Raw genomic sequence first — 25,757 nt, forward strand, 5'->3', positions numbered from 1 at the left:
CGTGCAAACCCAATGGAGAACGAGTCGGGAGGCGCCAGATGCGTAAGGTTGTGCTGACGCTGCACAACTACACAGCACAGCGCTTATGTGTCCTGCGCGATGTCCCCCACGCGGGGGGGCGGCTGATCCAGCTCGGAGTTGAAGTCGGTGTATGTGATCGAGACGTTGCCTCGGCCTTGCGTCACCGCGAAGTACTGCCGCGGCCCGGCGAGAAATTCGACCACCAGACCATCCTCTTCTTTGATCGTGACCCTGACGGGGACGGAGAAGGGGTTGTGCGTGAATAGCTTTTCCCCGGATTCCAGTTTGTGCTGGAAAGTTTCGCCTGTCATTTCGCTCGCTCCTTTGGTTGGCAACGGTGGTGTGGAAATCCCATTGTCCGGCCGAAGAGAGCGAGCACCCTTTTTCCCCCGCCGCCGACCACTTCGGCGCGCCTGCTTGCCATTTCCCTTCTCCTCCGTCGCCGCGCGCGGGCAGGTGCGCGGTGTTGGGCATGCCGAGGCGGCGGGGTCTTTTTGTTTTCGTCATGCTGGCAGTTTGTCGCGCTGCAGCATGACTGTCAGTAACGATGAAAGAGAGCCGTCGTAATGGCCATGGACGTGAAAACCGCTGCCTTCAATGTGGCGCACGATTTCGAGGGCGGCGTCGTTCAACTGGCGCCGCAGATCGGCAGGAATCCCAACACCCTCAACGCCGAAGTCGCGGGCATTGGCAGTGCCAAGCTCGGGCTGCTCGATGCCGTCAAGATGAGCGTGCGGGCCAGGGACTTTCGAATCCTCGATGCGTTCGCGACTGTCTGCGGCCGCATGTGCGTGCCGCTGCCTGAGATGCTCGACGTCGAGGGCGACGACTGTATGCGGGCGCTCGCCGACTCGTCGCGGGAGTACAGCGAGCTCGTCGCGACCACTTGCGCTTCGCTGGCGGATGACGGGCGGGTGTCGGCCAATGAGCTGCTCAAGCTACAGACCGAAGCAGGCCATGCGATCGCCGCGATCAACGCGTTGCTCGCAGCTGCCACGCGACGCCACCAGTTGGGCAAGCCGGCGGCGTAAGGGATGCCTGACGAGATTCAGTTTCCACCGACAGACCCACCGGTGTGGGATGGCATACCCGACTCTCTCGCGACCCGGCAGCAATGGGTGCTGTGGAAGTTTGAGTGGAAGGACAAGGACAAGCCAGGTGAGGGCAAGCCCAACAAGGTGCCTTACTACGTCCAGGGCGGCCGTAGGGCTGGTGGGCAAGGTTCAGACCGCGACCGCATGCGTCTGGCGACGCTACAGGTCGTGCGCCGTGCCTTTGAGCGTGGCGGGTATCACGGTGTCGGCTTCGGATTCCTGCCAGGTGATGGCTTGATTGGCGTCGACCTGGATGGACAGCTCGAGGAATCAGGCGAGTGGTCCGACCGCTGCCGCAACATCGTCGCGGCATGCGACAGCTTCACCGAGATCTCGGTGAGCGGCAAGGGTGTGCACGCCATCGTCGAGGGCCACACCGAGACCAACAAGAGCAACGACATCGGTGTCGAGGTTTTCTGCGAGAGCCAGTTCTTCATCTGCACCGGCAATCGCTTTCCCAACACGCCAGACGAGATCCGGCCCATTAGCGAAATAGCGTTGCGACGTCTGCACAAGACGATCAACGACGCGAAGGAGGCCGCGCAAGCGGCGAAACGTCCAGCGCCTTCGCCGGCGCGAGCACCGGCCGCCGCGTCACCAATCGGGCAAGCCGGCGACGACTTCCAGCGTGTGAAGGAAGCAGCCATGCAGAACTTCGCTGCGTGGGTGCCGAAGTTGTTCGGTGGGCGTGAGCAGCCGCACAATTTCCCGAGCGGCCCCGGCTTCCGTGTCACATCAAAAGCGCTCAGCCGCGACCTGCAAGAGGACCTCTCGATCTCGCCCGATGGCATCGTCGACTTCGGCGTGGCCGACATGGGCGATGCAAAGCAGGGCGCTCGCACGCCGATCGACCTGGTCATGGAGTGGCTGCCGGCGGCGAAGCCGGCGGATGCGCTGAAATGGCTCGCTCCGCATGTCGGCATCGAACTCACCAAGCCAGCGCGGAGCACCAAAACTCGCGATGCGCCGGCTCCCGCTGGGGAAGCGGGGGGCGGTGGGGGTGGCGACATGCCGCCGCCACGCGATGCCGACGACCAGGACGACGAGTACAGCCACGACAACGTGCTGAGCATGCTCGTGAAGGGGAAGGGCGGTCGACCGGAAGATTGCCGCGAGAACGTCCTGTATTGCGTGCTCAACGATCCGGCCCTCAAGGGCCTCATCAAGAAAAACGACTTCAGCCAGCTGCTCGAGCGCACCAAGGATGCCCCGTGGGGCCGCCCCGCTGGTGAGTGGGACGAGGAAGACGACCTCATGCTGGGGGAGTACCTCCTGCGCACGTATCGCCTCGGCATCAAAGGCAAGGGCACATTGCGCGACGGCGTGCTGATGGCAGCTCGCCTGAGCAAGTACAACCCGATCCACGATTGGATCAAGGCAGAGACGTGGGACGGACAGGATCGCATCGACCACTGGCTGGTCGACGTATTCGGCGTCGATGATCGGCCGTACACGCGGCTCATTGGCCGCTGCTTCATGATGGGCCTCGTCAAACGGGCCATGCAGCCTGGCTGCAAGTTCGACTACATGCTTATCCTCAAGGGAGAGCAGGGCCTGGCGAAGTCGGGCGCCTTCCGCGCGCTGTCGTTCCCGTATTTCACCGACAACGCGATCAGGGTGGGCGACAAGGACAGCCTGATGGCGATGCAGCTCGCCTGGATCGTCGAGTCGGCCGAGCTGGAGTCGCTCAACAAGTCCGAGACCACGCTGATCAAGCAGTTCTTGTCGGCACAAGAGGACTGGTACCGGCCGCCCTACGGTGGCCAGATGCGCAAGCAGCCGCGGCACAGTGTGAACGTCGGCACGACGAATGCGGACACCTTCCTGAAGGACGCCACCGGCGACCGGCGCTTCTGGCCGCTGGAGGTGCATGTCGTCAACCTCGATGTGCTCACCAACATGCGGTCGCAGCTGCTGGCCGAGGCCCTGCACCGCGTCAACGCGGGCGAGCAGTACTGGCCCACCAGGCAGGAGGAGCGCGAGCTCGTGTTCCCCGAGCAGGAGCCCTTCAAGCGCTCCGATCCGTGGGAGGACAACCTCGACGAGTACGTCAACGACACCAACCGGCCGAACATCAGCGAGCTGCCCAGGTGTGACCGCGACTTCTTCTCGAGCACCGAGCTCTACGACAAGGCGCTCGGCATCAAGTCCGATCGCATCGACGGCAACGGGCAGATGGACACCCGCATCGTCAACTGCATGAAGGCGCTTGGCTTCAAGCGCCACAGGGAGACCACTGGCAAGCGCAGGCGCGGCTATCTGCGCTTGGCGCCCGTGGTCCCGCAATCCTTGCCAGCGGCAGCCGGTGATCCGCCTGCCTTTGACGACGAGGAGGGCCATGACCTCCCGTTCTGACATCAACACTGCGCGCCTGGCTGGATGCCATGCGGATCGGTCTCGCCCCGGCGAGGTAGGCGTCTATGCGTCTGCCCCTTCGGTCCTGACGCCACCGCCGTCCAGCCCGTCCACCCTACGCCCACCCGGGGGTGGACGGCGCAAGTTGTTGATTCTGTTGGGGAAACACCCCATCCGTCCACCCGTCCACCCCCTTCGGGGTTTCACGCTCACACACAGGCGCAGGCGCGCAGACAGGCGAGCGCGTGTCTGCGCGCGTACGCGGGCGCAGCTCACCCACACACCTTGGTCGGGTTGGACGGATGGACGGAATGAGCAGCCATGCGGGTTTGCGCCGTCCACCTCACGTCCAGCACCGACCGTCATCGAGAGGAAAGCACCATGAACCAGCCAGCACCGAAGGTCGACATGCGCAGCACGATGCCGGACACGGCCGATTGGATCGGCCAGAAGCGACTCGAGTGGGGCAGGGCGCACGTCGACGACTGCCTGCGCCGCGCAACGATCGACAAGCAGCCCGGCTTCTTCTACGCGATGGAGCGGGGGCACGTCGTCGGCACGCCGTTCCCGGCCGATCACCCGGCTGCCCAGGCACAGCAGTACGCGTTGCTGAACGGCTGCACGTTCGCCGTGTTCATGTTGCAGCCCGCTGCTGTGCAGACGCCTGTATCAGGAGGTCCGGCATGAAGATCGACGTTCGCGACAACTTCCCCGAGGTCAAACGCGCGCTGGCCGAGCAGCAGGCGCAGATGCCATTTGCCTTGGCCCTCGCACTGACACGCACCGGCCAGGATGTGCGTGTGGCGGAGAAGGCCGAGATCACCTCGGTGTTCGACCGGCCCACGCGATACACGCTCAACTCGCTTTTCCTTCAGCCTGCGACCAAGCAGAAGCTCGAGGCACGTGTATGGGTCAAGGACACCGAGCGCCCGGATCACTACCTGCTGCCGCAGATCAACGGCGGTAACCGACCGCTCAAGCGCTTCGAGCAGCTGCTCGTGCAGCGTGGGCTGATGCGCAGCAGCGAGCGTGCAGTGCCAGGGGCAGCCGCCAAGCTGGACGGGTACGGCAACATGGGCCGCGGCCAGATCGTCAAGATCCTGAGCCAGCTGCAGGCCTTCAACCTGGCGGGCTCCACAGCCAATGCGAGCAGCAGCAAGCGGAGCAAGGCCAAGAGAGCAGGCGCGATCTACTTCGTGAGCACTGGGCCCGGCACGCATCCCTACGGCCGGCACTCGTGGAGCAAGGGACGCATGGCGCAGACGCTGCCCCGCGGTGTGTGGGTGCGCAAGCCCGACGCCGTGATGGGCTCGAAGGTATCGCCTGTCCTGCTCTTCGTCTCTCGCGCCACCTACCGCCCTCGCTGGCGGTTCACCGAGGTGGCAGAGGCAACGGTGCAGCGTGCCTTCCCGGGCCATATCAGCGCAGCCCTGGCCCAGGCCCTGCGCACGGCACGGCCTGCAGGAGGTGCGCGATGACCCTGGGCCTGACGCACCAAGGTGGGGCGGCCCACCCCCCCGGCAACGGGTCCTCCCGGAAAAGCCGTAGTACGGGTAATTCGAGGCCCGTCTTTTCGCTAGTTCTGGCTGTTTCTACGAGGTAAGTAAGGATGATCATCAAAGGCCAGGAGCAGATCGCCGCCATGTTTGGCGTGGCTCCGAAGACCATCACCGAGTGGCAGGTGGTCGGATTCCCGGTGGCGGTACAGGGCGGCCCTGGCGTGGCCAGTGAATACGACGCGACCGCCTGCATCACCTGGCTCGTGGAGCGCGAAGTGCGCAAGGTGCGGGCCGAGTCGCCGAAGGATCGGCTCGCGCGGCTGCAGGGTGACAAGCTCGAACAAGACATGCTGCGCGAGAGCCGCGCACTTATCCCCGCGGGAGAGGTCGAGCCGCTGTGGGCCAGTGCCGTGCTGAGCGCGCGCGAGTTCCTGGTGGGCGAGCCAATGCGAATCTCGTCGCTGATGATCGGCCTGTCGAAGCCGGACGTCGAGGCGCTGCTCGTCGCCACCTTCGATGAGTTTCTACTGCGGCTTTCGAACTGGCGGGCGCAGGAGGTCGACGACGAGATCGAGGATCCCGAAGCCGACGAAGGCGAGGTCGATTGAGCTTCGAGCCTGTACTCAGCCTGTCGCACGCGGAGCGCGCGCGAAGGGCGCTGCGCGTGACGCACGCGAAGGTGTGGCGTCGCCTGAAAAGGCCGCCGGATATTTCACCCGCGCAATGGAGCGTGCGCTATCGGATCCTTAGCAATGAAGAATCCGCCATCAAGGGCCGATTCTCGTGGGGCATCTCGCCGGCGCTGCGCGAGATCGCGGAGATCGCCAATGACCCGGCGACACGCAAGATCGTCGTGCAGAAGTCCGCCCAGGTCGGCTACACCGCTGGCATCGTCTGCAACGTCATCGGCTACCACATCCACTACCGGCCCAGCGTGATCGTCGCCGCGTTCCCCAGAACGCAGGCAGCCAAGGATTTTGCGACGGAGAAGCTGGATCCGATGATCAGCAGCACGCCAGTCCTGGCCAAGCGCATCACGCTCAAGAGCCGGGCCCAGGGCAACAGCACGCTGCGCAAGCGCTTCGAGGGCGGACTGATAAAGCTGGTGGGCACGAACAGCCCGAGCGACGTGAAGTCCACGAGCGCCCGAGTTGTCATCGTCGAGGAACCTGACGATGCAGCCAGCGACGTGCGGGGGCAGGGCAACTCGATAAAGCTGCTCGAGGAGCGCGTCAAGACCGATCCTCGGCATCTGATCCTGATCGGCGGCACGCCGACGGCAAAGAATGCCAGCGCGGTGGAAGACGAAATGCGCAAGTCCGACAAGCGCTACTTCCACGTCCCGTGTCACGACTGCGGCGAAACGCACGTTCCCGACTGGGAGCACGTGACCATCCCGGAAGATCTCGAAGCCGCGCCCCACGAGGTCTACGGGCACCATCAGCCAGACCTCGCGTTCTACGCCTGTCCGCACTGCGGCGCGATGTGGACCGACGATCAGCGCATCGCCAATCTGAGGCGCGCGGAGCGAGACGGCGGCGGCTGGGTGGCCACGGCCGTCAGCGCCGTCCGCGGCTACTACCTCAATGAACTGCTGAGTACCTTCGATGGTTCCCGCGTTCCCGTGCTCGCCCGCAAGTATCTCGAAGCCAAGTGCAACCTGGACAAGGGCGATCCGCTCGACATGATCGCGTTCTGGAACAGCACGCGCGGCCTGCCGTGGGAGTACCGCGGCGAGCTGCCCGAGGAAGACACGCTGCGCGAGCGCGCGGAGAAGTATCTGGAGTGGACGTGTCCGGCCGGCGGCCTGGTGCCGCTGATGACTGTCGACGTGCAGCACGACCGCTTGGCTGTCACAGTTTGGGTCGTCGGCCGCGGCGAGGAAATGTGGCTGGCATTCTGGGGCGAGTTCCATGGGCAGACCGTCGTGAGCCACGCTGGCGCGTGGCTCGAGCTCGAAGCTGCCATGTCCCTCCGCGTTCGGCATGCATCCGGAGCTGGCCTGGCGATCGCCGCCGTAGCGGTGGACTCGTCGGACGGGCAGACCAGCGAAGCCGTTTATGCCTTCGTGCGCAAACACAATCGTCCGGAGCGGCCCGTCTATGCCGTCAAAGGTGCTGCGGACAACGTCGGCAAGGTCGAGATCTGGACGCCACCAAAGGCGGTCGATCCGAACGCGAGGTCGACGAAGGCCTCTCGTGCCGGCGTCAAGTCCCATCAGGTAGGCACGGCAAAGGCCAAGGACCTGATCCTCGGCTGGTCTGAGCAGGCCGGCCGAGTCCGTCTTGAAGGCGACGGGCCCGCCCGCATGCACTGGTACGAAGGTGTCCGCGATGACTTCTATGAGCAGCTGCTCAGCGAAATCAAGATTCCGGGCCGACGGAACAAGGCGCGTCGCGAGTGGAAGGCTCGCACCGATCGCCGCAACGAAGTGCTCGACTGCACCGTGTACGCCCTGTGGCTCTCGCGTGCGCTGCGTCTCCACCTGCGCAAGGCGCAGCAATGGGACTACGCCGAGCTCAAAGTGCGCCAGGCGCCGCTGATCGATGACGAAGAAGAGCCCAGCCAGGTCGTGCATACGTCTGCACGGCCTGCACCGCCCGTGCCCGAGGCAGTTGCAGTCCCTGCACTGGTCGCACCCGCACCGCCTCCGGCGCGCCCTCGTCCGCCACCCCCACCCCCTAGTTCCTTTGCCTCCGACGAATGGAGTAGCCGTCTATGACACACGCCAACACACCTCAGTTCGATCTGACCCCCGCCCAGGCCGACGATGCTGCCGTCCAGCTCGAGCACGACTTCATCGCGATCGTGCGCGAAGAGATCGGCATGCACGAGAGTCTCGCGACGATCGTCGCGCAGGCGCTTGTGCGTGGCCTTCGCCGTCGAAATGGCGGACAGAGCCTGTGGATTCCCGCGCCGGACAAGTCGCAGCGGAACGCGGCGATCCGACGTGAATTCATCGGATCCAACATCGACGAAATCATGGCCAAGTACGGACTCAGCCGGCCGCGCATCTATCAGATCGTCGGGAAGCAACAGCACGCGCAACCGCAGATCGGCGTGTCGTCCGCGAAAAGTCCAATTTCCTCTCTTTAAATTAGACAACCAACCGAATAGGGTCAGGCACATGACTACTGCAACCGACATGTTGGCCAAGTACGTGGCCGCTGAAGCCGCCGTGCTGGGGGGGAAGTCCGTCTCCTTCGGCGGGCGGACCCTATCCATGGAAAACCTCGCGGAGATCCGCAAAGGGCGTCACGAATGGGAGGCTCGCGTCGCTGGCGAGACAGCGCCGGCCGCTCCCACGATTGGCGGATTGCGCTACAGCGTCGCCCGTTTCGACTGCGAGTGAGGCAACCAATGCGCGATACCTCCATGAGCGTGTTCGATTTCTGGGTCTATCTCACGGACCCAGCCGAGCGTCTTCGTCGGGCGCAGGCCAAGACGGTGCTGGCGCACTACGAGGCAGCGAAGCCCAGCACCGGCCGTCGCAGGCGCGGCGACAACAAGGCGCCGAATGCGCTGGTCCAGCAGGGGGCGGTGGCTTTGCGTGCGCAGGCTCGATTCCTCGAACGCAATCACGATCTGTTCCGCGGCGCATTGCGTGTGCTGGTCAACAGCACCATCGGTGCGACGGGCATTGGCGTGGAGCCACAGCCCCGCCGGCTGGATGGAACCATTCACACGGCCTACGCGGAAGAACTGAGTGCCGCGCACAAGAAACACTGCCGGCGCCCAGAGGTGACACGGCGCTACACGGAGTCGCTCTCGCAGCGCCTCATGGCCTACACCTGGTTCCGCGACGGCGAAGGGTTCGCTCAGCAGGTCTATGGTGATGTGCCGTACCTGAAGCACGGAAGCGCCGTGCCGTTCTCGCTCGAGCTCTTCGAGCCCGACTTCGTGCCCATGGACTACAACGATCCGGGCAAGCGCATCACGCAGGGCATCCAGACCAATGCGTGGGGCCAGCCGGTGGCGTTCAATGTATTTCGCAATGACCCTCGGGAGGGCGGCAGCTGGCTTTCGCAAGCCGACCTGAAGTCCGTTCCCGCCGAGCGCATGCTCCAGGTCGCCACCTGGGATCGCTTGCATCAGCTGCGCGGCGTGTCGGAGTTCGCCAGCGTTCTCACGCGCATCGAAGACCTGAAGGACTACGAGGAGTCTGAGCGCATTGCGGCCAAGGTTGCGGCTTCGATGACGGCCTACGTCAAGCGCACGAGCCCTGAGGGCTATGAGGGCGCGACCAACCTGGACGCCAATGGCAACGCGATCCCGCGCGATCTGCGCATGCAACCGGGCATGGTGATCGACAGCCTGCTGGTGGGCGAGGAAATCGGGTTGATCGATGGCAGTCGCCCGAACCCCAATCTCGTCGGATGGCGCGCGGGCCAGCTCAAGGCATTTGCCGCCGGCATCGGCGCCAGCTATTCCAGCGTCAGCCGAAACTACGATGGCACGTACAGTGCCCAGCGGCAGGAGCTGGTCGAGCAGTGGGTGCACTACGCGGTGCTGGCCGACGAGTTCGTGGGTATGTACGTGCAGCCCAACTGGGAGCGCTTTGTGGAGGTCGCTCATATGAGCGGTGTCGTGCGTACGCCGACGGACGTGAAGCCAGGCACCGCAGCCGATGCTCTCTATCTCGGCCAGTCGATGCCATGGATCGACCCACTTAAGGAAGCCCTGGCCTGGGAGAAGCGCACGCAAGCCGGTTTCGCAAGCGAGGCTCAAGCGATTCGCGCCGGCGGCAACAACCCGCGCGATCTTCTCGAGCAAGTCACCGAGTTTCGGAACGAGACTGCGAAGCGCGGGCTCATCTTTACGAGCAATGCGGCAAACATCGGCGGTGGGGCACCCGGCATGCAGGAGCCGCAGAACAACCAGGACGATCTGCCGCGCCCCGCAGCAGGCGGCTGAAGAAAGTCTACTTTTACCCCTTAAAAGTAGACAAGCTTCTTTCGACACTGAGGGCTCTCTAACGAGGGCCCTCAGTCCATGAGCAACAAACAATCTCCCGCTTGGTATGCAGTCCGCCGCCGCACAGCAGTCGCCGCCGCTGCCATGGGCGCTGCATCTTCGGCCGAGATCCTGATCTACGGCGACATCGGCGAAAGCTGGTGGGAGGAGACGGTGAGCGCCGCCTCGTTCGTGCGCGAGCTCGACGAACTGGACGTTGAACAGATCACGGTACGCATTGCCAGCCTCGGCGGCAGCGTGCCGGACGGCTTGGCCATCTTCAATGCGATGCGCCGCCACAAGGCTCACATCACCACCGAGGTGGACAGCATGGCCCTCTCGATCGCGAGCTTGATCGCGATGGGCGGTGACACGGTGCACATGGCGGAGAACGCCGTGCTTATGCTCCATGCGCCTTGGTCGTATGTGGCCGGGAACAGCGTGGAACTCCGCGAGATGGCCGACCAGCTCGACACCTGGGCCGCGGCCATGTCCACCAGCTACGCACTTCGCACAGGCGACCAGCCCGCAATGCTCGCGCTGCTGCTGGACGGCAAGGACCACTTCTACACGGCCGCCGAAGCGCTCGAAGCCAAGCTCATCGACGGCATCACCGACGCCATCCCAGTCTCCGCTTCGGCGAGAGACCTTCCTGTCAACCGTTATCGCTCGCTGCCCGCGTCTCTCTCGCGCGTGGCGGGCATTCCCGCGGCAGCCGCCGCAGTTCCTACGGAGCCTTCTATGCCCGCAATCACCACCCCGGCGGCCACCCCGAACCCCGCCACTCCCGCTGCCGCCGCGGCGCTCACCCCGGCAGTCGCGCCGTCGGCTGCCGCGATCCTTGCCGCCGACAAGGCGCGCCGGGAAAGCATCCGCGCCATGTTTGCCAACCACGCGACCGTGGCCGGTGTGCCCGCGCTGCAAACCGCGTGCGAGGACGATCACAGCGTCACGCCCGAAGCCGCTGGCACGCAGCTGCTCGCCCACATCGGCCGCACGATGTCGCCCGTCGCAGGCGGCCACGTCGTCACGGTGGAAGACGAACGCGACAAGTTCCGCGCAGCCGCAACCCAAGCCATCCTCGCACGCGGCGCCATCGCGATCGACAAGAACGGCCCGGTGCGCGCCGATTCCTCCAACCCGATGCGCGGTCGGAAGCTGCTCGCGATCGCCGAGGCCTGCCTGATCCAGGCCGGCCAGCGCGTCGACGGCATGGATCAGCGTGCGCTCGTCGCCGCGGCCTTCACGCAGTCGACCAGCGACTTCCCCGTGCTGCTGGAGAACGTGCTCCACAAGACGCTGCTGGGCGCGTATGCGATCCAGGCCGATACCTGGTCGCTCTTCTGCCACCGTGGCTCGGTCAGCGACTTCCGGCCGCACAAGCGCTATCGCGTGGGCAGCCTGAGCAACCTCGAGCTCAAGAACGAGCTCGGCGAGTACAAGAACAAGACCATCCCCGATGGCGAGCGCGGAACCATTTCCGCCATCACCAAGGGCAACATCATCAACATCAGTCGCGAGACCATCATCGATGATGACCTCGGCGCCTTCACCGGCCTGGCACTCAGCCTGGGCCGCGCGGCCAAGCGCACCATCGAAGCCGACGTCTACGCTGCCTTGGCACTGAACGCAGGCCTGGGCCCGTTGCTCGACGATGGCAAGACTCTGTTCCACGCCGACCACGGCAACATCGCCACGACCGTCGGTGCGCCGACCGTCGTCAACTTCGAAGCGGCTCGCGTGCAGCTGGGCGCACAGAAAGACGTGTCCGGCAACGAGTTCCTCGATCTGCAGCCCGATGTCTGGCTTGGCCCGAACAGCCTTGTCGGCCAAGCCAAGGTGGTCAACAACAGCACCTACGACCCGGACGCGGCGAACAAGCTGCAGCGCGACAACATCGCCCGCGGCTTGGTGCGCACCATCGTCGGCACCCCGCGCCTGACCGGGACGCCCTGGTACTTCTTCGCCGACCCGAACGTGGCGCCGGTGCTCGAAGTTGCCTTCCTCGACGGCAACGACGTGCCCTACCTGGAGTTGCAGAACGCCTTCGATACCGATGGCGCCCGCTGGAAGGTCCGGCTCGACTACGGCGTGGCCGGGATCGACTTCCGCGGCGCACTGCGCAACGCCGGCTGATCGCCGCTGAGAACTTCCACACAAGGACATCACCATGACCACCACGTACGTCCAACCGGGCCACGTCATCGACTACACCAACGCCACCGGTGCAGCCATCGCCAGCGGCGCCGTGGTGCGCATCGGGCAACTGCTCGGTGTCGCACTCGTGAACATCGCCATCGGTGCCACTGGCTCCGTCAGCATCGACGGCGTGCACCGGCTGCCCAAGGTTGCCGGCGCCGTCATTGCGCAGGGCGAGTCTCTGACCTGGGATGCGTCGGCTGGGGCCTTTGACGACAACCTGGCTGTCCCTGCCGCGGGCGATGTGACCGGTGCTGCATCGGTCGCTTTTGCGGCGGCCGGCAACGGTGCCACCACAGCCCTGGTCCGCCTGACCGGCGTGCCGGGCACGCTGGCAGCCTGATCGCCGCGCAGACGCTGCCATGGCCGCTGCCTTCGCCGCCCTCGAAGCCCGCGTGAACGCGGCTGTCGTCACGTATCTGTCGAATCGGATCGTGACGGTGGCCCCGTCTGCCATTCCTTCGTTCGAAGGGATGTTCGAGGATGTCGGCGCGGCCGAGCTCGACGGGTTCGTGCAGGCCACGCAGCCGCGCTTGACCGCATCCCTTGCGGACTGGCCTGAGCTGCCACGCGGCACGCGCGTCTCACTGCTGAATCCGGCCACCCTCGCGGTCGAGGAATTCGAGGTAGCAGGGTCCGACAAGGATGGAGCCGGCTTCATCGTCTACGCGTTGCGCACGCCCTGAGCCATGGCCCACGTACAGCAACAGATCATCGACGGCATCGAGGCGGCACTCAAGGCCGCCGCCACAGCGGCCGGCACCAACGTGTTCTCGGACCGCGTCGACCCGCTCGAGCCGACCGAGATTCCGGCGCTGCTGATCGAAGAAGCACCAGCCGGCGAGCAGGTCGATGTGCTGACGATCGGCGGTGGCGAGTTGCGCACTTATTCCGTCCTGGTGACGTCCGTGGTTTCCCATGCCAGCGAGTACGGCCGCCGCGCTCGTGCGCTCGGCCTCGAGGTCGAGAAAGTACTCGGCGTGCCGACCTTCGCAATTCCCAAGCCTGGCCGTGCTCGCATCGTTGCGTCGCGAATGGTGCTGAGCGGCGAGGGCGATCGCGCGCTGGCTGCCCGTGAGCAGACCTGGCAGCTCACCTACACAACCCGGCGCGGCGCGCCGGACACCGCCCTTTAACTGGAGCACACCCATGTCCGACTATCAAATCTGGTCCGAAGTGCAGGTCGACGTGCAGTCGGCACTGGCCACGCCGATCGCCATCACCGCCATTTCGAAAGCCAATCCCGCCATCGCGCTCGCGGCCAACCATGACCTGGAGCCGGACGACGTCGTGCTTCTGCGCGTGAAGGGGTTCAATGACTTGGACTACGCGGTGGTGCGCGTCGGCGCGGTGGTGGCAGACGTCTCGTTTGTGCTCGACGGCATCGACACCCTGGATTTCAACGGCGCGTTCATCTCGGGCACGGCCAGCAAGATCACCTTCGGCGTCAGCGCCGCCACCTTCACCGATGTCACGCCGAGCGGCGGCGAAGCGGCCAAGGTGGCGATCCAGACCATCCACATGAAGCGCGGCTTCAATCGTGCGGGCGCCGAGTCGCCGCTTGTGTACGGCTTCGGTTCTCTCTGGGACGTCGCCGATCCTGCGCTCCTCGCCCTCCAGGCTGCCTCGCGCAAGGGCCGTGTCCTTGCGACGCGCTTCGTCTTCCTCGACGGCACGACAGTGCTTTTCGCCGGGCAGCCGAGCGTGAACCTGGCGCCTGCCGGCGCGGCCGGCGCCGCAGTGACCACGCCCGTCAGCATCGACGTGCGAGGGTGGCTGCAGGCCTACGCCGGGGGCGCGTGATGGTTCTGAACCGCAGCCAGGTTCCCGAGCAGAAGCTGCCGCAGCAGGTCGAGCCAGTGCCGGAGCTGGGCGGCGACGTCATCGTCCGCGGCCTGCTGCTGTCGAAGTGCATGGAGCTGGACGAGATCAACGACAAGGCCAAAGTGCCACAGGAGGGCGAGACCGATGAAGAAGCCCGCACTCGTGCCGGAAAGCTGGTCGTACCTCGCACGCTCCACGCTTGCGTGGTCGACGACGAGGGCGAACCGATCTTGTCGCTCGAGCAGTGGGACGTGTTCGGCGGTGCGTACCGCGCCACGACCTTTCGCCTGTTCGAGATCGCACTGCGGGTGTGCGGCCGCATCACCGAGGACGTCCGAAAAAACTAGCGGCCCAGCCTGCGCTGCGTTTCGCCTTTGTGCTGGCGCGGGATCTGGGGTGCACGGTCGAAGAGTTGGGGCGGCGCATGAGCGCGCTGGAGTTTGCGCAATGGCAGTCGATGTACGAGAACGAAGGCTTGAATCCGGAGTCGCGCCGCATGCAGCATGCAGCGCTGCTGGCGGCCGTCCTGCAGGGCGCCAGCACCCGCAGAGATGGAAAGCCTTGGTCTGCGGCGCATTTCCTCGGCGCGGATCCATGGCAGCCACCACCAGTGCCAGCCGTCGCGGCCGCGGCACGACGCGTCAACGTGGTGCAGCAGGTCAGGGCGATGAACGCCCGTCGTCGCGGGGGCGCGTGACATGGTGACCAGAGCAGAAGTCATCCTCGCCGGCACCGATGCCACGAAGGCGATGTTCGCGAGCGCGAGTCGCAGCTTCGATGGCCTCAAGAATCAGATCGGCACGGTCAAGACTAGCGTCGCGAGTTTGGGCGGTGCGATCACTGGCGCCCTCGCGCTGGTGGGCGGCAAGGGCCTGATCGACACCCTTGATCGTCTCGACGACCTGCAGGAGAAGACCGGCATCAGCGTCGAGAAGCTCAGCGAACTGCGTTACGTGGGTGAGGCTGTCGGAACGCCGTTCGAGGCCCTTGCGGGCGGTGTGGGCCGGCTCAGCAAGCTCATGGTCGAAGCCGCCGGCGGAAACAAGGAGGCGATCGCCACGTTCAAGGCGTTGAACGTCGAAATCCGGAACAGCGACGGCACGATGCGCTCCAGCGAGGCGGTGCTCGGTGATTTGGCCGATCGCTTCTCTGGCTATGAAGATGGCGTGGAGAAGTCGGCACTCGCCCAGCGGGTGTTTGGCAAGAGCGGCGCGGAGATGATTCCGTTCCTGAACCAGGGCCGCGAGGGCATCGAGAAGCTGCGCATAGAGGCGGAGCAGCTGGGGGCCATCTACGGTGGCGCCCTCGCCAAGGATGCCGCGGACTTCAACGACAACCTAACCAAGCTGCGCCTGTCTTCCGAGGCGGCTGCGATCTCGGTGGGAGGTCCGCTTCTGAAATCCTTGGTGAGCCTCACCAGCCAGATCCTCGAGGCGAAGAAAGAAGCCGGGTTGCTCAACGCGGTGTTGATCGCCATCGGCGGCGGTTTCGCGAGGACGCTGGGAACCGATGAAATCGGGAAAGCGCAAGCCCGTGCACGTGATGCCACGGGCGAGATGGCCCGACTGCAGGGTGTCATGAACGGTGTCGAGCTCCAACTCCAACGAGACCCGACGAACGAGATGGCGCAGCGGCGCCAGGCCACCGTCCGCTCGAAGATCGAAGAGCAGCAGCGGATCGCCGCCGCATCAAGCGCCGAACTCAAGCGCCTGGCGAATCTCGCCGACCCAATGGGGGACCCTCAAAAGCGCAAGGAAGACCGTGGCTTCACGCCGACTGCGCCCGGCAAGCCACCCGCTCCTGTTGCCACTGGTGGCGGCGGCGCCAGCAGCAAGGAGAAGGACCAGGAGGCCGCGGCCAAGCGCTACATCGACAGCCTCACCAAGCAGACGGAGAAAGTCAAGGAGCTGAGCCAGGTCGAGACCGCGCTGGCCGAGATCCAGCGGATCCGCGCCTCCGGCGGCGAAGTGACAGAGGCGCAGAAACAGACGATTCTGCGAACTGCCGCCGAGATCGACATTGTCAAGGAGCGTGAAGAGCTCGAGAAGACCGCGACGAAAGACCGCGAGAAGGATCAGCAACGCCTGTTCGCGCTGCAGGACCAGGCAAAGCAGGTCTACGAGGCGTCCCTCACGCCGCTCCAGGCTTACAACGCGGCCGTCGCACACCTCAACGACCTGCGCACGCAGGGCTTGATCAGTTCGGAAACCTACGCACGCAGCATCAGCAAGGAAGGGCAAGAGTTCACTGATGCCGAGAAGAAGCTGCGCGATCTCGCGAATCAATCGGATGAATTCTCGAAGCAGGCCGCGCAGAACATCCAAGATTCGATCGGGCAGGGCCTGGTGGACATCCTCGACGGAAACTTCGATGAGGTCGGCACGAAATTTCTGAAGATGCTTCGGAACATGGCCGTCCAGGCCGCGGCTGCGAACCTCTCGCGTGCCATGTTCGGCGACCTGATCGACGGCGGAAAAGGCGATGGCCTCTTCGGGCAACTCCTCAAGAGCTTCGGCACGTTCCTCAATCCCAAGTCCGGCGGTGCCGGTGCCACATCCGGCGGCGTTGATGTCCTTGGGACCTTCATCACTGGTCTTGCCGGTGCTCGCGCCGACGGTGGCCCCGTCGCCGCCGGCCGTGCCTACCTGGTGGGCGAGCGCGGTCAGGAGGTGTTCGTGCCCAAGAGCGACGGCACCATCATCCCGAACCACGAGCTGGGCGGTAAGGGACTCACGGTCAACAACTTGACCTCTGGCCGCGTCGACTTCGCGAGCGTCGACAAGACGCCCTCTGGCGATGTGCTGACTCTGCGGCAGATGGACCAGATCGCTGCGCAGTTCAACAACCCGAACAGCCGGGTGAGCAAGAGCATGTCGCGCAACCTTGCCGTGCAACGGAGGCGCTGATGCCGCGTCCCGTCATGCCGGACGGCTTCGCGCCGCAGATCCAGGGTTACAGCATCGGTGCGCCAATGGGCGCGCGTGCGACTGCTGTGGCAGGCGGCTCTCCGCGCGCGGCCCTCGAGTACGCACGCGGGCCGCAGCCGTTTCAGGTGACGATGATCATGGGCCCTGACGAGTTCAGCGTCTGGACGGCGTGGTTCTTCCACATCGTCAAGCTGGGCACCATCCCCTTCGACATGGCGCTCAACAGCGGCTTCGGCCCGCAGGCACACGTCTGCACTGTCGTGCCCGACACCTATGCAGCGGTGCCGGTGAGCGGCCCTCTCATGTCCGTGTCGTTCGTTGTCTCGGCTGTAAGCCGCGTGCACGACATGACGGCCGCCGACGCACAAAACATGGTCGACCTGTGGAACAACGTCGGCGACAACTTGAGCGATCTGCTTGATCGCCTGGCGCAGTTCGCGCTCGTCGATACCGATGCACTGGACTTTTGATGGACGACCTCGAAGCCCGCCTGCGTGTCTTCTTGGCCTCCGCTCCTGCGGACAAGCACGCCATTGCCACCGTCGAATTGAGCCACAGCGCCATGTCGAAGGTGTGGCGCCTCTGGCGTGAGCCCTACTTAGGCGTCATCACCACGGAAGACGGCGTGGTCGAGGTGCTGCCGGTGAACCTTGAGATTCGCCTGGCGGGCAGCGAGGCCAACCTCGACCAGAAGTTCGACATCTTGATCGACACCGTCGACATCGAGGATGAATTCCGCGAGGAGATGGACCGTATTCCCATCGATACCACGGAGAAGGTCCACGCGGTCTACCGCGAGTACCTGAGCGACGACCTCACCGAGGTGCAGACGACTGCAGTCCTGCAGGTCGAGACGGCCACTTACACCGCGGGGATGGCGACGTTGTCCGCCGTGTCGCCGCGGCTCAACGTCACGCGCACCGGAGAGATCTACGCGCCCAAGGACGTTCCCATGCTGAGGGCCTTTGTATGAACGTCAACTATTACCTGGAAAAGCAATACCCGAACCCGCCGTGCTGGGCACTGGTAGCCGATGTCTACGCCGGCGAGCTCGGCCAGAACGTCACCGAGTACCGGACCATCAACAACACGCTGCGCGCGATCGCCAGCGCCTTCCGCATCGCTATGTACAAAGGCCAGCACGGCCTCGAGCAGTTCGATGCGCCGGCGGACTTCGCCATCGTGTTGCTCGGGCGCTCGCGCTCGCTGGGTATGCACCATTGCGGAATCTTCTATGAGGGCAAGGTTCTCCATGCGCTTTCGGATGGGAACCTCTATCAGGACATGGCCAGCCTTGGTGACACCTACCCGGTTATGCAGTTCTGGGGGCGTCCATGAGGGTCCGCGTCTACGAGCATCCGCTGGCTCCGTGCCGGCCGCTCGTGTTTGAGGTCGAGAGCCTGGCGCAGTGGCTCCTGGATCACTACGGCCCTGCGCCAGCGCTCGTGCCTCAGATCTTTGAAGGGGAGCCCAGCGCGGAGTCGGAGATCACCGGAGATCTGGACGCACTGTTGAATGCGTCCGCCCCAGAGTACGTGGTGCTCGAGAGCCCCGGCGACGCGGCAACGCTCACAAGCCTGGCGATCAGCGCACTGCTCACGGTCGCCCAGGCAATCCTGACGCCGTCGCCGAACATGCCGGCGAACGTTAACCGCACCCAGCAGAGCCCGAACAATGCCCTCGGAGCGCGCGAGAACCAGGTGCGGATGCTGCAACGTGTCGAGGACATCTACGGCACTCAGAAGAGCATACCGTCGACGCTGATGCCGGCCTATGTGAAGTATCAGTCCAACGTGCGGGTCGAGTACGGCTATTACTGCATCGGTCGAGGCTACTACGACGTTTCGGATCTCCGCGATGGTGAGACCGACATCGGCACGATCACTGGCGCGAGCGCCGCGGTGTACCCGCCGTTTCACAGTCCCAACGACGGCAGCGCGCCCCAGCTGCAGGTCGGGCCACCCATCATCGATGACATCGTCTCCGTGCGGCGTTCGGTGGAGACCGATGGGATCACGCTGAAGGCGATGAACCAGCTGCAGCTGCCGGCGCAGGACTACTACATGTTCGCGAAGGCGGGGCCAACGCGCACGATCTCGACCGAGATGGGCCCTATTGAAGTCCCGGGCAATTCAAACGACCAGGTTTTGCAGTACGTCGGTAAGCCGAACTTCAACGCGATCGCGGAGGTGGGGCAGACGATCTCGATCTCTGGGCTCGACGAGTACTTTTCGCTCAACGGGATTGTCGAGGTGGTGGCAGGAGAGCACCGCTACATCGACAACACTGCGGGTGGGCCTATCCTGTTCCTGCGCTTGAGGGTGGGCGATCAGGTGACGTTTTCGGGCTTCCCGGACGCCGGGAACAACGGTACTTTCACTGTCGCTACAAAGCCGTCTGATGCGGAAATAACGGTGACGAGCGGCTCGCAAGTGGATTGGAATGGCTTTCCCTTTCCGCCGACGATCCATGTGGATGGGGTGGTGCTTCACCCTGGCTATGCGGGGACGCGAACGATCACTGGCGTGCTCAATGGTGGCGTGGTCCTTTCGGGTGCCACGTTCCCGGAGGACTACGGTTTCGAGCCCAGGATCCAGACCACGGTGGTCGTCAACAACGGCCTCACCGACTGGACCGACTGGGTGACATTGCCGGCAACGGACCGCACGCAGGTTTGGATCAACGTTGTGGCCCCGCAAGGCATGTACGTCGACAACGGTGGTCGGTCTCCAACATCGGTCATCTACAACCTGGAGATCGAGCAGCTCGACGGAAGCCTGAACCCGACGGGCGTTGTCGAGTCGGCATCAGGCGACCTCTCGGGCGCCATCACCGATGAGATAGGAGAGACGCTCGAAAGGGTCACTGCTTGGGTGGGACCGGCCAGAGTTCGGGTGCGTCGCTTCACGCCCTACAACTGGCATTTCAACGGCACCGTGGTCGATGAGATCAAGTGGGCGGACCTCTACAGCGTCTCGCCTGTGTCCAAGGTCCATTTCGGCAACAAGACCACCATCCACACGGTGACGCGCGCGACACCCCGGGCGACCGCAGTGCGAAACCGGCAGTTGAACTGCATTGCTACGCGGCTGATCCCTCGGTGGACTGGCAGTGGCTTCTCGGGGGAGTTCGACGCAGAGGGTCGGCATGTTTCCGGCACGTTGATGCCGACGGCTTTCATCCACGACGTCATCGCGGCCGTGGCGCTCGATCCCAAGATTGGCAACCGCGCGCTCGCCGAGCTGGACATGGTGCAGATGTCTGCACAGGTCGATCTGGCCTATGCGATGCACCCCGAGGCGCCCACGTTCAACTACACCTTCGATTCGGACAACACGAGCCTCGAAGAGACGATCCAGATGATCGCCAATGCGGGCTTCTGTATTGCCTACCGGCAGAGCGGGAAGATTCGTTTGTCGTTCGACCGGGCCCAGTCGTCACCTACAGCCATCTTCACGCATCGCAACAAGAAGCCGGACGCAGAGACCATCACGCGTACCTTCGCGAACGATGCCGACTACGACGGCGTGGAGTTCATCTACCAGGACCCCGAGACGCGCCAGCCTGAGACGATCACGCTGCCTCTCGACGGCAACTACACGAAGCTTAAGAAGTTCGAGATCCCCGGAATTCGCTCCTACCCGCAGGCCTGGCTGCGCGCTTGCCGCGAGTACCGCAAGCTGCTGGGGCAGCGCATCACCATCGAAACGGCGACTACCACCGATGCGCGTGCGTTGCTGCCCAACGCGCGCATCGGCATCGTAGACAACACGAGATTCAAGAGCTTCGACGGCGAAGTGATCGGCCAGGCGGGACTCGAGCTGGAGTTGAGCTGTGACGTGCAGTTCACGCCTTCGTTGAATCACAGCATCGTGCTCATGCGCCGGGATGGCAGCGTCGAGAGCATCAACGTGACCGAGATTCCTGGCCATCCCAATCGCTTGCTCCTGCAAAGCGTGCCGAGCGAGGCGCTGGTCACCGAGATATCCGGCGCAGGCATTCGGACCATCTTCTCCTTTGCGAACGACGACACGCGCTCCGCTCAGGCGTTCCTGGTACAGGAGATCGATGTGTCCGAACCCGAGTACATCCGCCTCACAGCTGTGAACTACAGCGACGACTACTTCGCAATGGACGACGAGTCGATCCCTCCCAAAGAGTCCGTCATCAACTGACCGAAAGAACAGACATGTCCGATCCAATTTCCATCCCAGACCTCGACAACGGCAAGATTGACGTCAAGCACATTGAGGCGGTGGCGACCTCCAACGCGCCCACGGCCACCGACAGGTTTGGCAATGTCAAGCGTACGCTCAAAGGCGCGATCGACTTCATTGTTGGCCTCGGTGAGGCTGCGGTGGCGCCAGTGATGGCGGCGTCAACGGCAGCGATCAGTAGCATTCAATCGACCTTCAACAGTACGACTGCGGCCGCGCAAGCAGCGGGTGCTGCGGCGATCGCTGCAGCACAGGCCTCCACCGACACGGCGATCGCAGAGATGGAGGCTCTTGCGGCAAGTCAGGGGTACCTGGTGCCGGTGGCCTATGCCGCAGGGCTGGCCATGACCTTGCCCAATCAAACGGTCGCCTACAACGGGCAGACCTACGCGCCGAAGGCGACTGATCTGCCGTTCACTACCAGTGGCACTTTTGAGGCGGCGAAATTCCGTCTCGTCGCCGGCATCGTGGGCGTAGACCTTTCGGGAACTGCCGGCGCGTCGATGGTGGGCGGTGTCGATGGCCGCACGGTGCAACAGCGCCTCGACGTGCTTCCGCTGTACCTGAAGGATCGCGGGCTCAGCCACCTAAATTCGGCGACCGTAAACACTTCGATCGCGAACGCCGCCATTACCGAAGCTGGTGCTGCGGGGCGGCCGGTCGTTTTCCCCATGGACGTGCCAGACGGGTCGTGGATCGACTTCAATGGCATCCTGGGTGTCCCCTTCAAGGGCATGCAATTTTTGGGAAGCAAGGACCGCTCGCGGCTGCGCCAGACGGTCTTTCCTTTGCCGCTGTTTGACGTCTCTGCTACGGACGTAATGATCGATGGCCTGTATGTCGGAGGCGTCGCATTCTCTGGTGCTGGCACCGGGGATTCACATGCCCTGTACTGCGGTGTCCACCTTAAGCCCACAGCCCATCGTGCACAGGTTCGCAACGTTTTTGGCGATCGGGTGTCCACGGTCGTCAACATTATTCCGCGGCTCGAAGAGCTTCCATCGGACCCGGTTGAAGACGTTGTGGTTGAGAACATCGGAAGCCACGAAGTCGTCTTCGCGCTCCTGTTTGGGCACTGCAAAAACCCATTGATCCGCAACGTGCGGGGGAGCTATCTGCTACTCAACAGCGTGCCCACGCCGCCTCACCTTGTTTACTCCTCAGGCGATCGAGGTATCAGCACTGGCGTCAAGGTGCTCGACTGTCACGCACAGGATGGTCAGTTCAGCTATGCGTACCAACTCAAAGGGATTGAGGGTGGGGAGTTTTCCAACCTGACGGCAGACAACTCTGCCGGGCTGTTGCATGTAATGGATAGCAAGGATCTGACGTTCAAGGGCGTGCAGTCCACGGCAGATGTGCATGCCGATCTACTTGCAGGATCCATCGAGTTGGAGTCCGCCAACAACAACATCCAGATCAATAACGCGGTGGTCCGGATGGCAGGCAACGGGAAGCCTGTGCGTTTTGGCATTGACACCCAAAACTCTGTGCTGCGTGTTTCGATGATCGAGGCGAACCACAGCATCGCCAACACTAACGATGACGCGCACGATGTCGAAATTCGCGGGACTAGCAACCGGGTCGAGCGGGTCAAATCCACCAACATCGGCGCCCAACGATGGATCTCGTCGATCGGCATCTGGCACGGGACGGGGCACCAGATCATCGACCCAGTGACCTCCGGAAATCTGGATGGCGTTTTTGTTCGCTCTGGCGACGGGCACGTCGTGGAGTCCCTCGCTTCGAACCTGACCAACTGGACGCGACGCGCCATCACCTCATCGCGTCCCTCGAAGCTCATTAGTACCGACTCCGCCTCGAACAGCAGACTCGTCGCTTACGACCGGGCGAACATTCAGTCGGGCAGTGGCAGCGCGACTGCTCCGACGTTCACGTCGTCGGGCCACCCGTGGATCACGTCGTTCGGCACATGGCTGGTGGAAAACCAGCGGATCCGGTCGGCGACCGGGTCGTTCGCGCTGCTCCACATTGCCACGGCGAGTGCAAACGTTCACCTGAAGGCAGGCATCAAGCTGGCGGCAGCCGAGGGGCTGGCCTTCCGCGCGACCAACAAGGACAACATGTTGTGGCTTCGTTTGTCCACTGCCACCAACACGCTCGCGCTCTACCAGATCATCGGCGCCGCCCAGACGATCGTGACCTCGGCGGCGTTCACTCCGACGAATGGACGCCGGTACTTGGTCGAAGGCTATCTCTACGGGCTGAACTTCGACGCTTACGTCGACGGCCAGAAGCTCTTTAGCACCACGCTTTCGTCCTCGGCCCTGGATGCCGTCACGAATCACGGGCTGGTGGGGCAGGCGAATGCGAACGGGCTGTTCGACAACGTCGAATGGCGCAGCCTGGATTGATTTCAACGCAACCCGCTTCGGCGGGCTTCTTTTTGCCTAAAGGGTGACCGATGCAGAACATCTTCAAGAGATTGGGGGCAGGCGTCGCGCAGAGCTTCCTCGGCGCGGCCATGCTCGTGCATGTCGAGGATCTTCGGCGCTACATAGCGGCCGCGCCGAGCTGGCCCCTCGATCAGGACCGTGCCGAGGTGCGGCTGCAGGCAGCGTTCATCACGACCGTCTTCCTATTGCTGCTCGCCGAGCCAATCTTCTACGTCTTCTCGGTGCCCGAGTCGTTCATTAGCCGCGTGAGTTCGATGACGTACTCGCGATGGTGCGTGGTCGGCGCCTTTGCGATCGCGTTCGCCTCGGCGCTGCCGCATCTCTACACACTGATCTTCAGGCCTGACCTTTTGGCCCACAAGGTCTACAGGCGCGCTGCGGCGTTCGCCGCGGTCGTGGCCGGCGCGACGTGGATCGTGCTTGCTAACAGGGCGGTGCGACTGGACGTCGGGGGTCTCGAGTGGGCCTACGCAATCCGGGCTGTCGCTGCCTTTTTCATCGCCGGGATCTTCGGCGTATCCGTCAACGCTCAACAGATGAGGGAGCACTTCAATGCAGCGCCGCGTTAACCAGGCCTTCTTTCTTTGGCTGGCGTGTTACAGCGCGCTCTGCTATGCGAACACCACGCTCATGCAAGACGTGCTCACCTACGACTGGATGTCGCTGCTGTTTGCTGCGGCGGCCGGCCTGCTTGGCGGCGCAGCGCGAACGATCTTCACGCTGGTGTCGGAGCGTGCCCTCGTTGGCAACGTCAAGACGCTGTTGCTGAAGGATCTGATCGTCGCCATTTTTGGTGGGGCCGTCGCCTACATCGCGATCCAGGGCTACAACTCCGGTGCCAGTGCGATCACCGTCCTGAAGCTGCCGATCGTCGTGCAGGACCTGCGGATCTTGCTGATCCTGTGGGCAGGTTTCTCGCGCGGCCGATGGTTCGGCGTACTGGATCGCTTCGCTGCCGACGCTATCGCCAATGCGAGTAACCGCCTGCGAGGCGGCGCTGGGCCAGACGCGCCGCCCTCGGTCGCCGCCCCGTTGGGAGACAAGCAATGAACGAACACCTCGCGACTGGGGACGACGGGCACGAGCTGAACCACCACTACGAGGCCTGCAAGCTGCGTGCGTACCCGGACCCGGCCTCGGCCTTGTTCAGGGCCCTGCAGGGCGCCCGCATCGATCCCTACAACCTCACCATGGTGCCGATGCAGTTCGCGCACCTGAGTGGCAAGCCCTGGACGATTGGCTGGGGCGACACCGAGGGCGTGAGCGTTGGCCAGGTCATCAGCCAGGCTGAGGCCGATGCGCGCTACGCCAAGCGCCTGGTGCGCGACTTCGAGCCGCCCACACGGCGGGCCATCCTGGTGCCGCTGACACAGCGGCAGTGGGACGCCATCGTCTCGACGGTCTACAACACCGGTCCGGGCGGAAGCGGCCGCGACGGGATCCTGTACCTGGCTGACGGCCGCCCGTCGACGTTCCTGCGCAAGCTGAACCTGGGCGACTACGGCGGCGCGGCGGCCGAGCTGCTGAAGTGGGTGCGCGCCGGCGGGCAGGTGCTCAAGGGCCTGCAGCGCCGGCGTGAGGCGACTCGCCTGGTGTTCCTTGGCATGGACGCTCGCTCGGCCATCGTGTCGGGTGAGGCGAAATTCCCATGAGTGCGATCACCGGACTCTTGGGCATGCTGCCTGGTTGGCTCTGGGCCGGCCTGATGGCCTCATGTGTGCTGCATGGGTGCTGGGTTGGCCACCAGCGCGACAGCGCCGTCAACGGGCTCCACGACCTGCAGGCGCGGATCGCGAAGCAGGATGCCGCTCGAGCGCAGGTTGCGCTGACGGCAGATGCGAATTTTCGCAAGTTCGAACATCAACAAGCGGCTGCGGCTGCGGACCTTGAAAATGCAAACCAAACGCTCAAGCTGGCTGCGGGCATTGTCGATCGCAGCAATCGCAATGTTGTTGACGGGTTGCGCCGGGATGTCGCCCGGCTCGACACCGCCGCCCGTGCTAGTGGGTTGTCCAGCGCCGCCGCCAACGCCGGTGAGCTTGCGGCAAGCCGGCGAGCGGCTGCAGATGCAAGAGGACTATTCCTTGCGTGCGCAGCGGAATATGAGGCAATGGCGGGAGAAGCTCAACGCGACGCCATCGACCTCGGCACCGGAGTAGGATTTGCAGAGCTGGTGCAGACGTCTGCATCGCCATGATCAAGGCCCCCAGTGCTACGGCGCTGGGGGCCTTTTGTCGTTTTAGTCTCAACA

At 64.0% G+C, this 25,757-nt stretch carries 27 protein-coding genes; 26 read left to right on the forward strand and 1 reads right to left on the reverse strand.

Features of this window, described 5'->3' with window-relative positions:
* Positions 1 to 83: 83 nt before the first annotated feature.
* A complete protein-coding gene (locus AC07Q9_RS07420) occupies positions 84 to 332 on the reverse strand; it encodes a hypothetical protein (RefSeq protein ID WP_495308457.1) in 249 nt (82 codons plus the stop codon).
* 255 nt (positions 333 to 587) lie between these two features.
* Here AC07Q9_RS07420 and AC07Q9_RS07425 point away from each other — a divergent pair, with 255 nt between their 5' ends.
* The 26 genes from AC07Q9_RS07425 (at position 588) to AC07Q9_RS07550 (ending at position 25,703) form a co-directional block, all read left to right on the forward strand.
* Positions 588 to 1,052 (forward strand): phage regulatory CII family protein, encoded by a 465-nt coding sequence (locus tag AC07Q9_RS07425; RefSeq protein WP_495308459.1) that lies wholly within the window; start codon positions 588 to 590, stop codon positions 1,050 to 1,052.
* Positions 1,053 to 1,055: 3 nt separating this feature from the next.
* Entirely contained in the window at positions 1,056 to 3,470 is a 2,415-nt protein-coding gene (locus tag AC07Q9_RS07430; protein ID WP_495308461.1) for a virulence-associated E family protein, read from the forward strand.
* A gap of 381 nt (positions 3,471 to 3,851) precedes the next feature.
* Positions 3,852 to 4,157 (forward strand): hypothetical protein, encoded by a 306-nt coding sequence (locus AC07Q9_RS07435; RefSeq protein WP_495308463.1) that lies wholly within the window; start codon positions 3,852 to 3,854, stop codon positions 4,155 to 4,157.
* Positions 4,154 to 4,948, forward strand: coding sequence for a hypothetical protein (locus AC07Q9_RS07440; RefSeq protein ID WP_495308465.1), 795 nt, complete (start codon positions 4,154 to 4,156; stop codon positions 4,946 to 4,948). The genes AC07Q9_RS07435 and AC07Q9_RS07440 overlap by 4 nt, the downstream gene beginning before the upstream one ends.
* 131 nt (positions 4,949 to 5,079) lie before the next feature.
* Positions 5,080 to 5,577: a terminase small subunit gene (locus AC07Q9_RS07445; protein ID WP_495308467.1), complete on the forward strand. Its 498-nt coding sequence runs from the start codon at positions 5,080 to 5,082 to the stop codon at positions 5,575 to 5,577.
* Entirely contained in the window at positions 5,574 to 7,691 is a 2,118-nt protein-coding gene (locus AC07Q9_RS07450; protein ID WP_495308468.1) for a phage terminase large subunit family protein, read from the forward strand. Before AC07Q9_RS07445 ends, AC07Q9_RS07450 begins: the two co-directional genes overlap by 4 nt.
* Complete coding sequence (locus tag AC07Q9_RS07455; RefSeq protein WP_495308469.1) at positions 7,688 to 8,065, forward strand: Mor transcription activator family protein; 378 nt, start codon at positions 7,688 to 7,690, stop codon at positions 8,063 to 8,065. The genes AC07Q9_RS07450 and AC07Q9_RS07455 overlap by 4 nt, the downstream gene beginning before the upstream one ends.
* 31 nt (positions 8,066 to 8,096) lie before the next feature.
* Positions 8,097 to 8,321 (forward strand): DUF6148 family protein, encoded by a 225-nt coding sequence (locus AC07Q9_RS07460; RefSeq protein ID WP_495308471.1) that lies wholly within the window; start codon positions 8,097 to 8,099, stop codon positions 8,319 to 8,321.
* Positions 8,322 to 8,329: 8 nt separating this feature from the next.
* Positions 8,330 to 9,883 carry a phage portal protein gene (locus AC07Q9_RS07465; protein WP_495308473.1) on the forward strand — a complete coding sequence of 518 codons (1,554 nt, stop codon included), beginning with the start codon at positions 8,330 to 8,332 and terminating at the stop codon, positions 9,881 to 9,883.
* 78 nt (positions 9,884 to 9,961) lie between these two features.
* Positions 9,962 to 12,058: a ClpP-like prohead protease/major capsid protein fusion protein gene (locus AC07Q9_RS07470; protein WP_495308475.1), complete on the forward strand. Its 2,097-nt coding sequence runs from the start codon at positions 9,962 to 9,964 to the stop codon at positions 12,056 to 12,058.
* A gap of 34 nt (positions 12,059 to 12,092) precedes the next feature.
* On the forward strand, positions 12,093 to 12,464 hold the full coding sequence (locus AC07Q9_RS07475; RefSeq protein WP_495308477.1) for a capsid cement protein: 372 nt from the start codon (positions 12,093 to 12,095) through the stop codon (positions 12,462 to 12,464).
* 19 nt (positions 12,465 to 12,483) lie between these two features.
* Positions 12,484 to 12,807, forward strand: a complete 324-nt coding sequence (locus AC07Q9_RS07480; protein WP_495308479.1) for a hypothetical protein — start codon at positions 12,484 to 12,486, stop codon at positions 12,805 to 12,807.
* Positions 12,808 to 12,810: 3 nt separating this feature from the next.
* Positions 12,811 to 13,257: a hypothetical protein gene (locus tag AC07Q9_RS07485; RefSeq protein WP_495308481.1), complete on the forward strand. Its 447-nt coding sequence runs from the start codon at positions 12,811 to 12,813 to the stop codon at positions 13,255 to 13,257.
* Positions 13,258 to 13,270: 13 nt separating this feature from the next.
* The gene (locus AC07Q9_RS07490; protein WP_495308483.1) at positions 13,271 to 13,924 is read left to right on the forward strand and encodes a phage tail tube protein; all 654 of its coding nucleotides are present in this window, start codon (positions 13,271 to 13,273) and stop codon (positions 13,922 to 13,924) included.
* On the forward strand, positions 13,924 to 14,292 hold the full coding sequence (locus AC07Q9_RS07495) for a hypothetical protein (protein ID WP_495308486.1): 369 nt from the start codon (positions 13,924 to 13,926) through the stop codon (positions 14,290 to 14,292). Before AC07Q9_RS07490 ends, AC07Q9_RS07495 begins: the two co-directional genes overlap by 1 nt.
* A 77-nt stretch (positions 14,293 to 14,369) precedes the next feature.
* Positions 14,370 to 14,642 carry a hypothetical protein gene (locus tag AC07Q9_RS07500; RefSeq protein WP_495308488.1) on the forward strand — a complete coding sequence of 91 codons (273 nt, stop codon included), beginning with the start codon at positions 14,370 to 14,372 and terminating at the stop codon, positions 14,640 to 14,642.
* Between the two features lies 1 nt (position 14,643).
* Complete coding sequence (locus tag AC07Q9_RS07505; protein WP_495308490.1) at positions 14,644 to 16,851, forward strand: hypothetical protein; 2,208 nt, start codon at positions 14,644 to 14,646, stop codon at positions 16,849 to 16,851.
* Positions 16,851 to 17,342 carry a hypothetical protein gene (locus AC07Q9_RS07510; RefSeq protein WP_495308491.1) on the forward strand — a complete coding sequence of 164 codons (492 nt, stop codon included), beginning with the start codon at positions 16,851 to 16,853 and terminating at the stop codon, positions 17,340 to 17,342. The genes AC07Q9_RS07505 and AC07Q9_RS07510 overlap by 1 nt, the downstream gene beginning before the upstream one ends.
* The gene (locus AC07Q9_RS07515; protein WP_495308493.1) at positions 17,342 to 17,845 is read left to right on the forward strand and encodes a hypothetical protein; all 504 of its coding nucleotides are present in this window, start codon (positions 17,342 to 17,344) and stop codon (positions 17,843 to 17,845) included. Before AC07Q9_RS07510 ends, AC07Q9_RS07515 begins: the two co-directional genes overlap by 1 nt.
* Positions 17,842 to 18,210, forward strand: a complete 369-nt coding sequence (locus AC07Q9_RS07520) for a hypothetical protein (RefSeq protein ID WP_495308495.1) — start codon at positions 17,842 to 17,844, stop codon at positions 18,208 to 18,210. The genes AC07Q9_RS07515 and AC07Q9_RS07520 overlap by 4 nt, the downstream gene beginning before the upstream one ends.
* A complete protein-coding gene (locus tag AC07Q9_RS07525; protein WP_495308498.1) occupies positions 18,207 to 21,047 on the forward strand; it encodes a host specificity factor TipJ family phage tail protein in 2,841 nt (946 codons plus the stop codon). The genes AC07Q9_RS07520 and AC07Q9_RS07525 overlap by 4 nt, the downstream gene beginning before the upstream one ends.
* 14 nt (positions 21,048 to 21,061) lie before the next feature.
* On the forward strand, positions 21,062 to 23,464 hold the full coding sequence (locus tag AC07Q9_RS07530; protein WP_495308500.1) for a hypothetical protein: 2,403 nt from the start codon (positions 21,062 to 21,064) through the stop codon (positions 23,462 to 23,464).
* Positions 23,465 to 23,514: 50 nt separating this feature from the next.
* Complete coding sequence (locus tag AC07Q9_RS07535; protein ID WP_495308502.1) at positions 23,515 to 24,075, forward strand: hypothetical protein; 561 nt, start codon at positions 23,515 to 23,517, stop codon at positions 24,073 to 24,075.
* Positions 24,059 to 24,556, forward strand: a complete 498-nt coding sequence (locus AC07Q9_RS07540; RefSeq protein ID WP_495308504.1) for a hypothetical protein — start codon at positions 24,059 to 24,061, stop codon at positions 24,554 to 24,556. Before AC07Q9_RS07535 ends, AC07Q9_RS07540 begins: the two co-directional genes overlap by 17 nt.
* Positions 24,553 to 25,158 carry a lysozyme gene (locus tag AC07Q9_RS07545; RefSeq protein WP_495308506.1) on the forward strand — a complete coding sequence of 202 codons (606 nt, stop codon included), beginning with the start codon at positions 24,553 to 24,555 and terminating at the stop codon, positions 25,156 to 25,158. Before AC07Q9_RS07540 ends, AC07Q9_RS07545 begins: the two co-directional genes overlap by 4 nt.
* Positions 25,155 to 25,703 carry a hypothetical protein gene (locus AC07Q9_RS07550; RefSeq protein ID WP_495308508.1) on the forward strand — a complete coding sequence of 183 codons (549 nt, stop codon included), beginning with the start codon at positions 25,155 to 25,157 and terminating at the stop codon, positions 25,701 to 25,703. Before AC07Q9_RS07545 ends, AC07Q9_RS07550 begins: the two co-directional genes overlap by 4 nt.
* Positions 25,704 to 25,757 lie beyond the last annotated feature (54 nt).

It is taken from the genome of Variovorax sp. GW821-FHT09A10 (assembly GCF_059418385.1).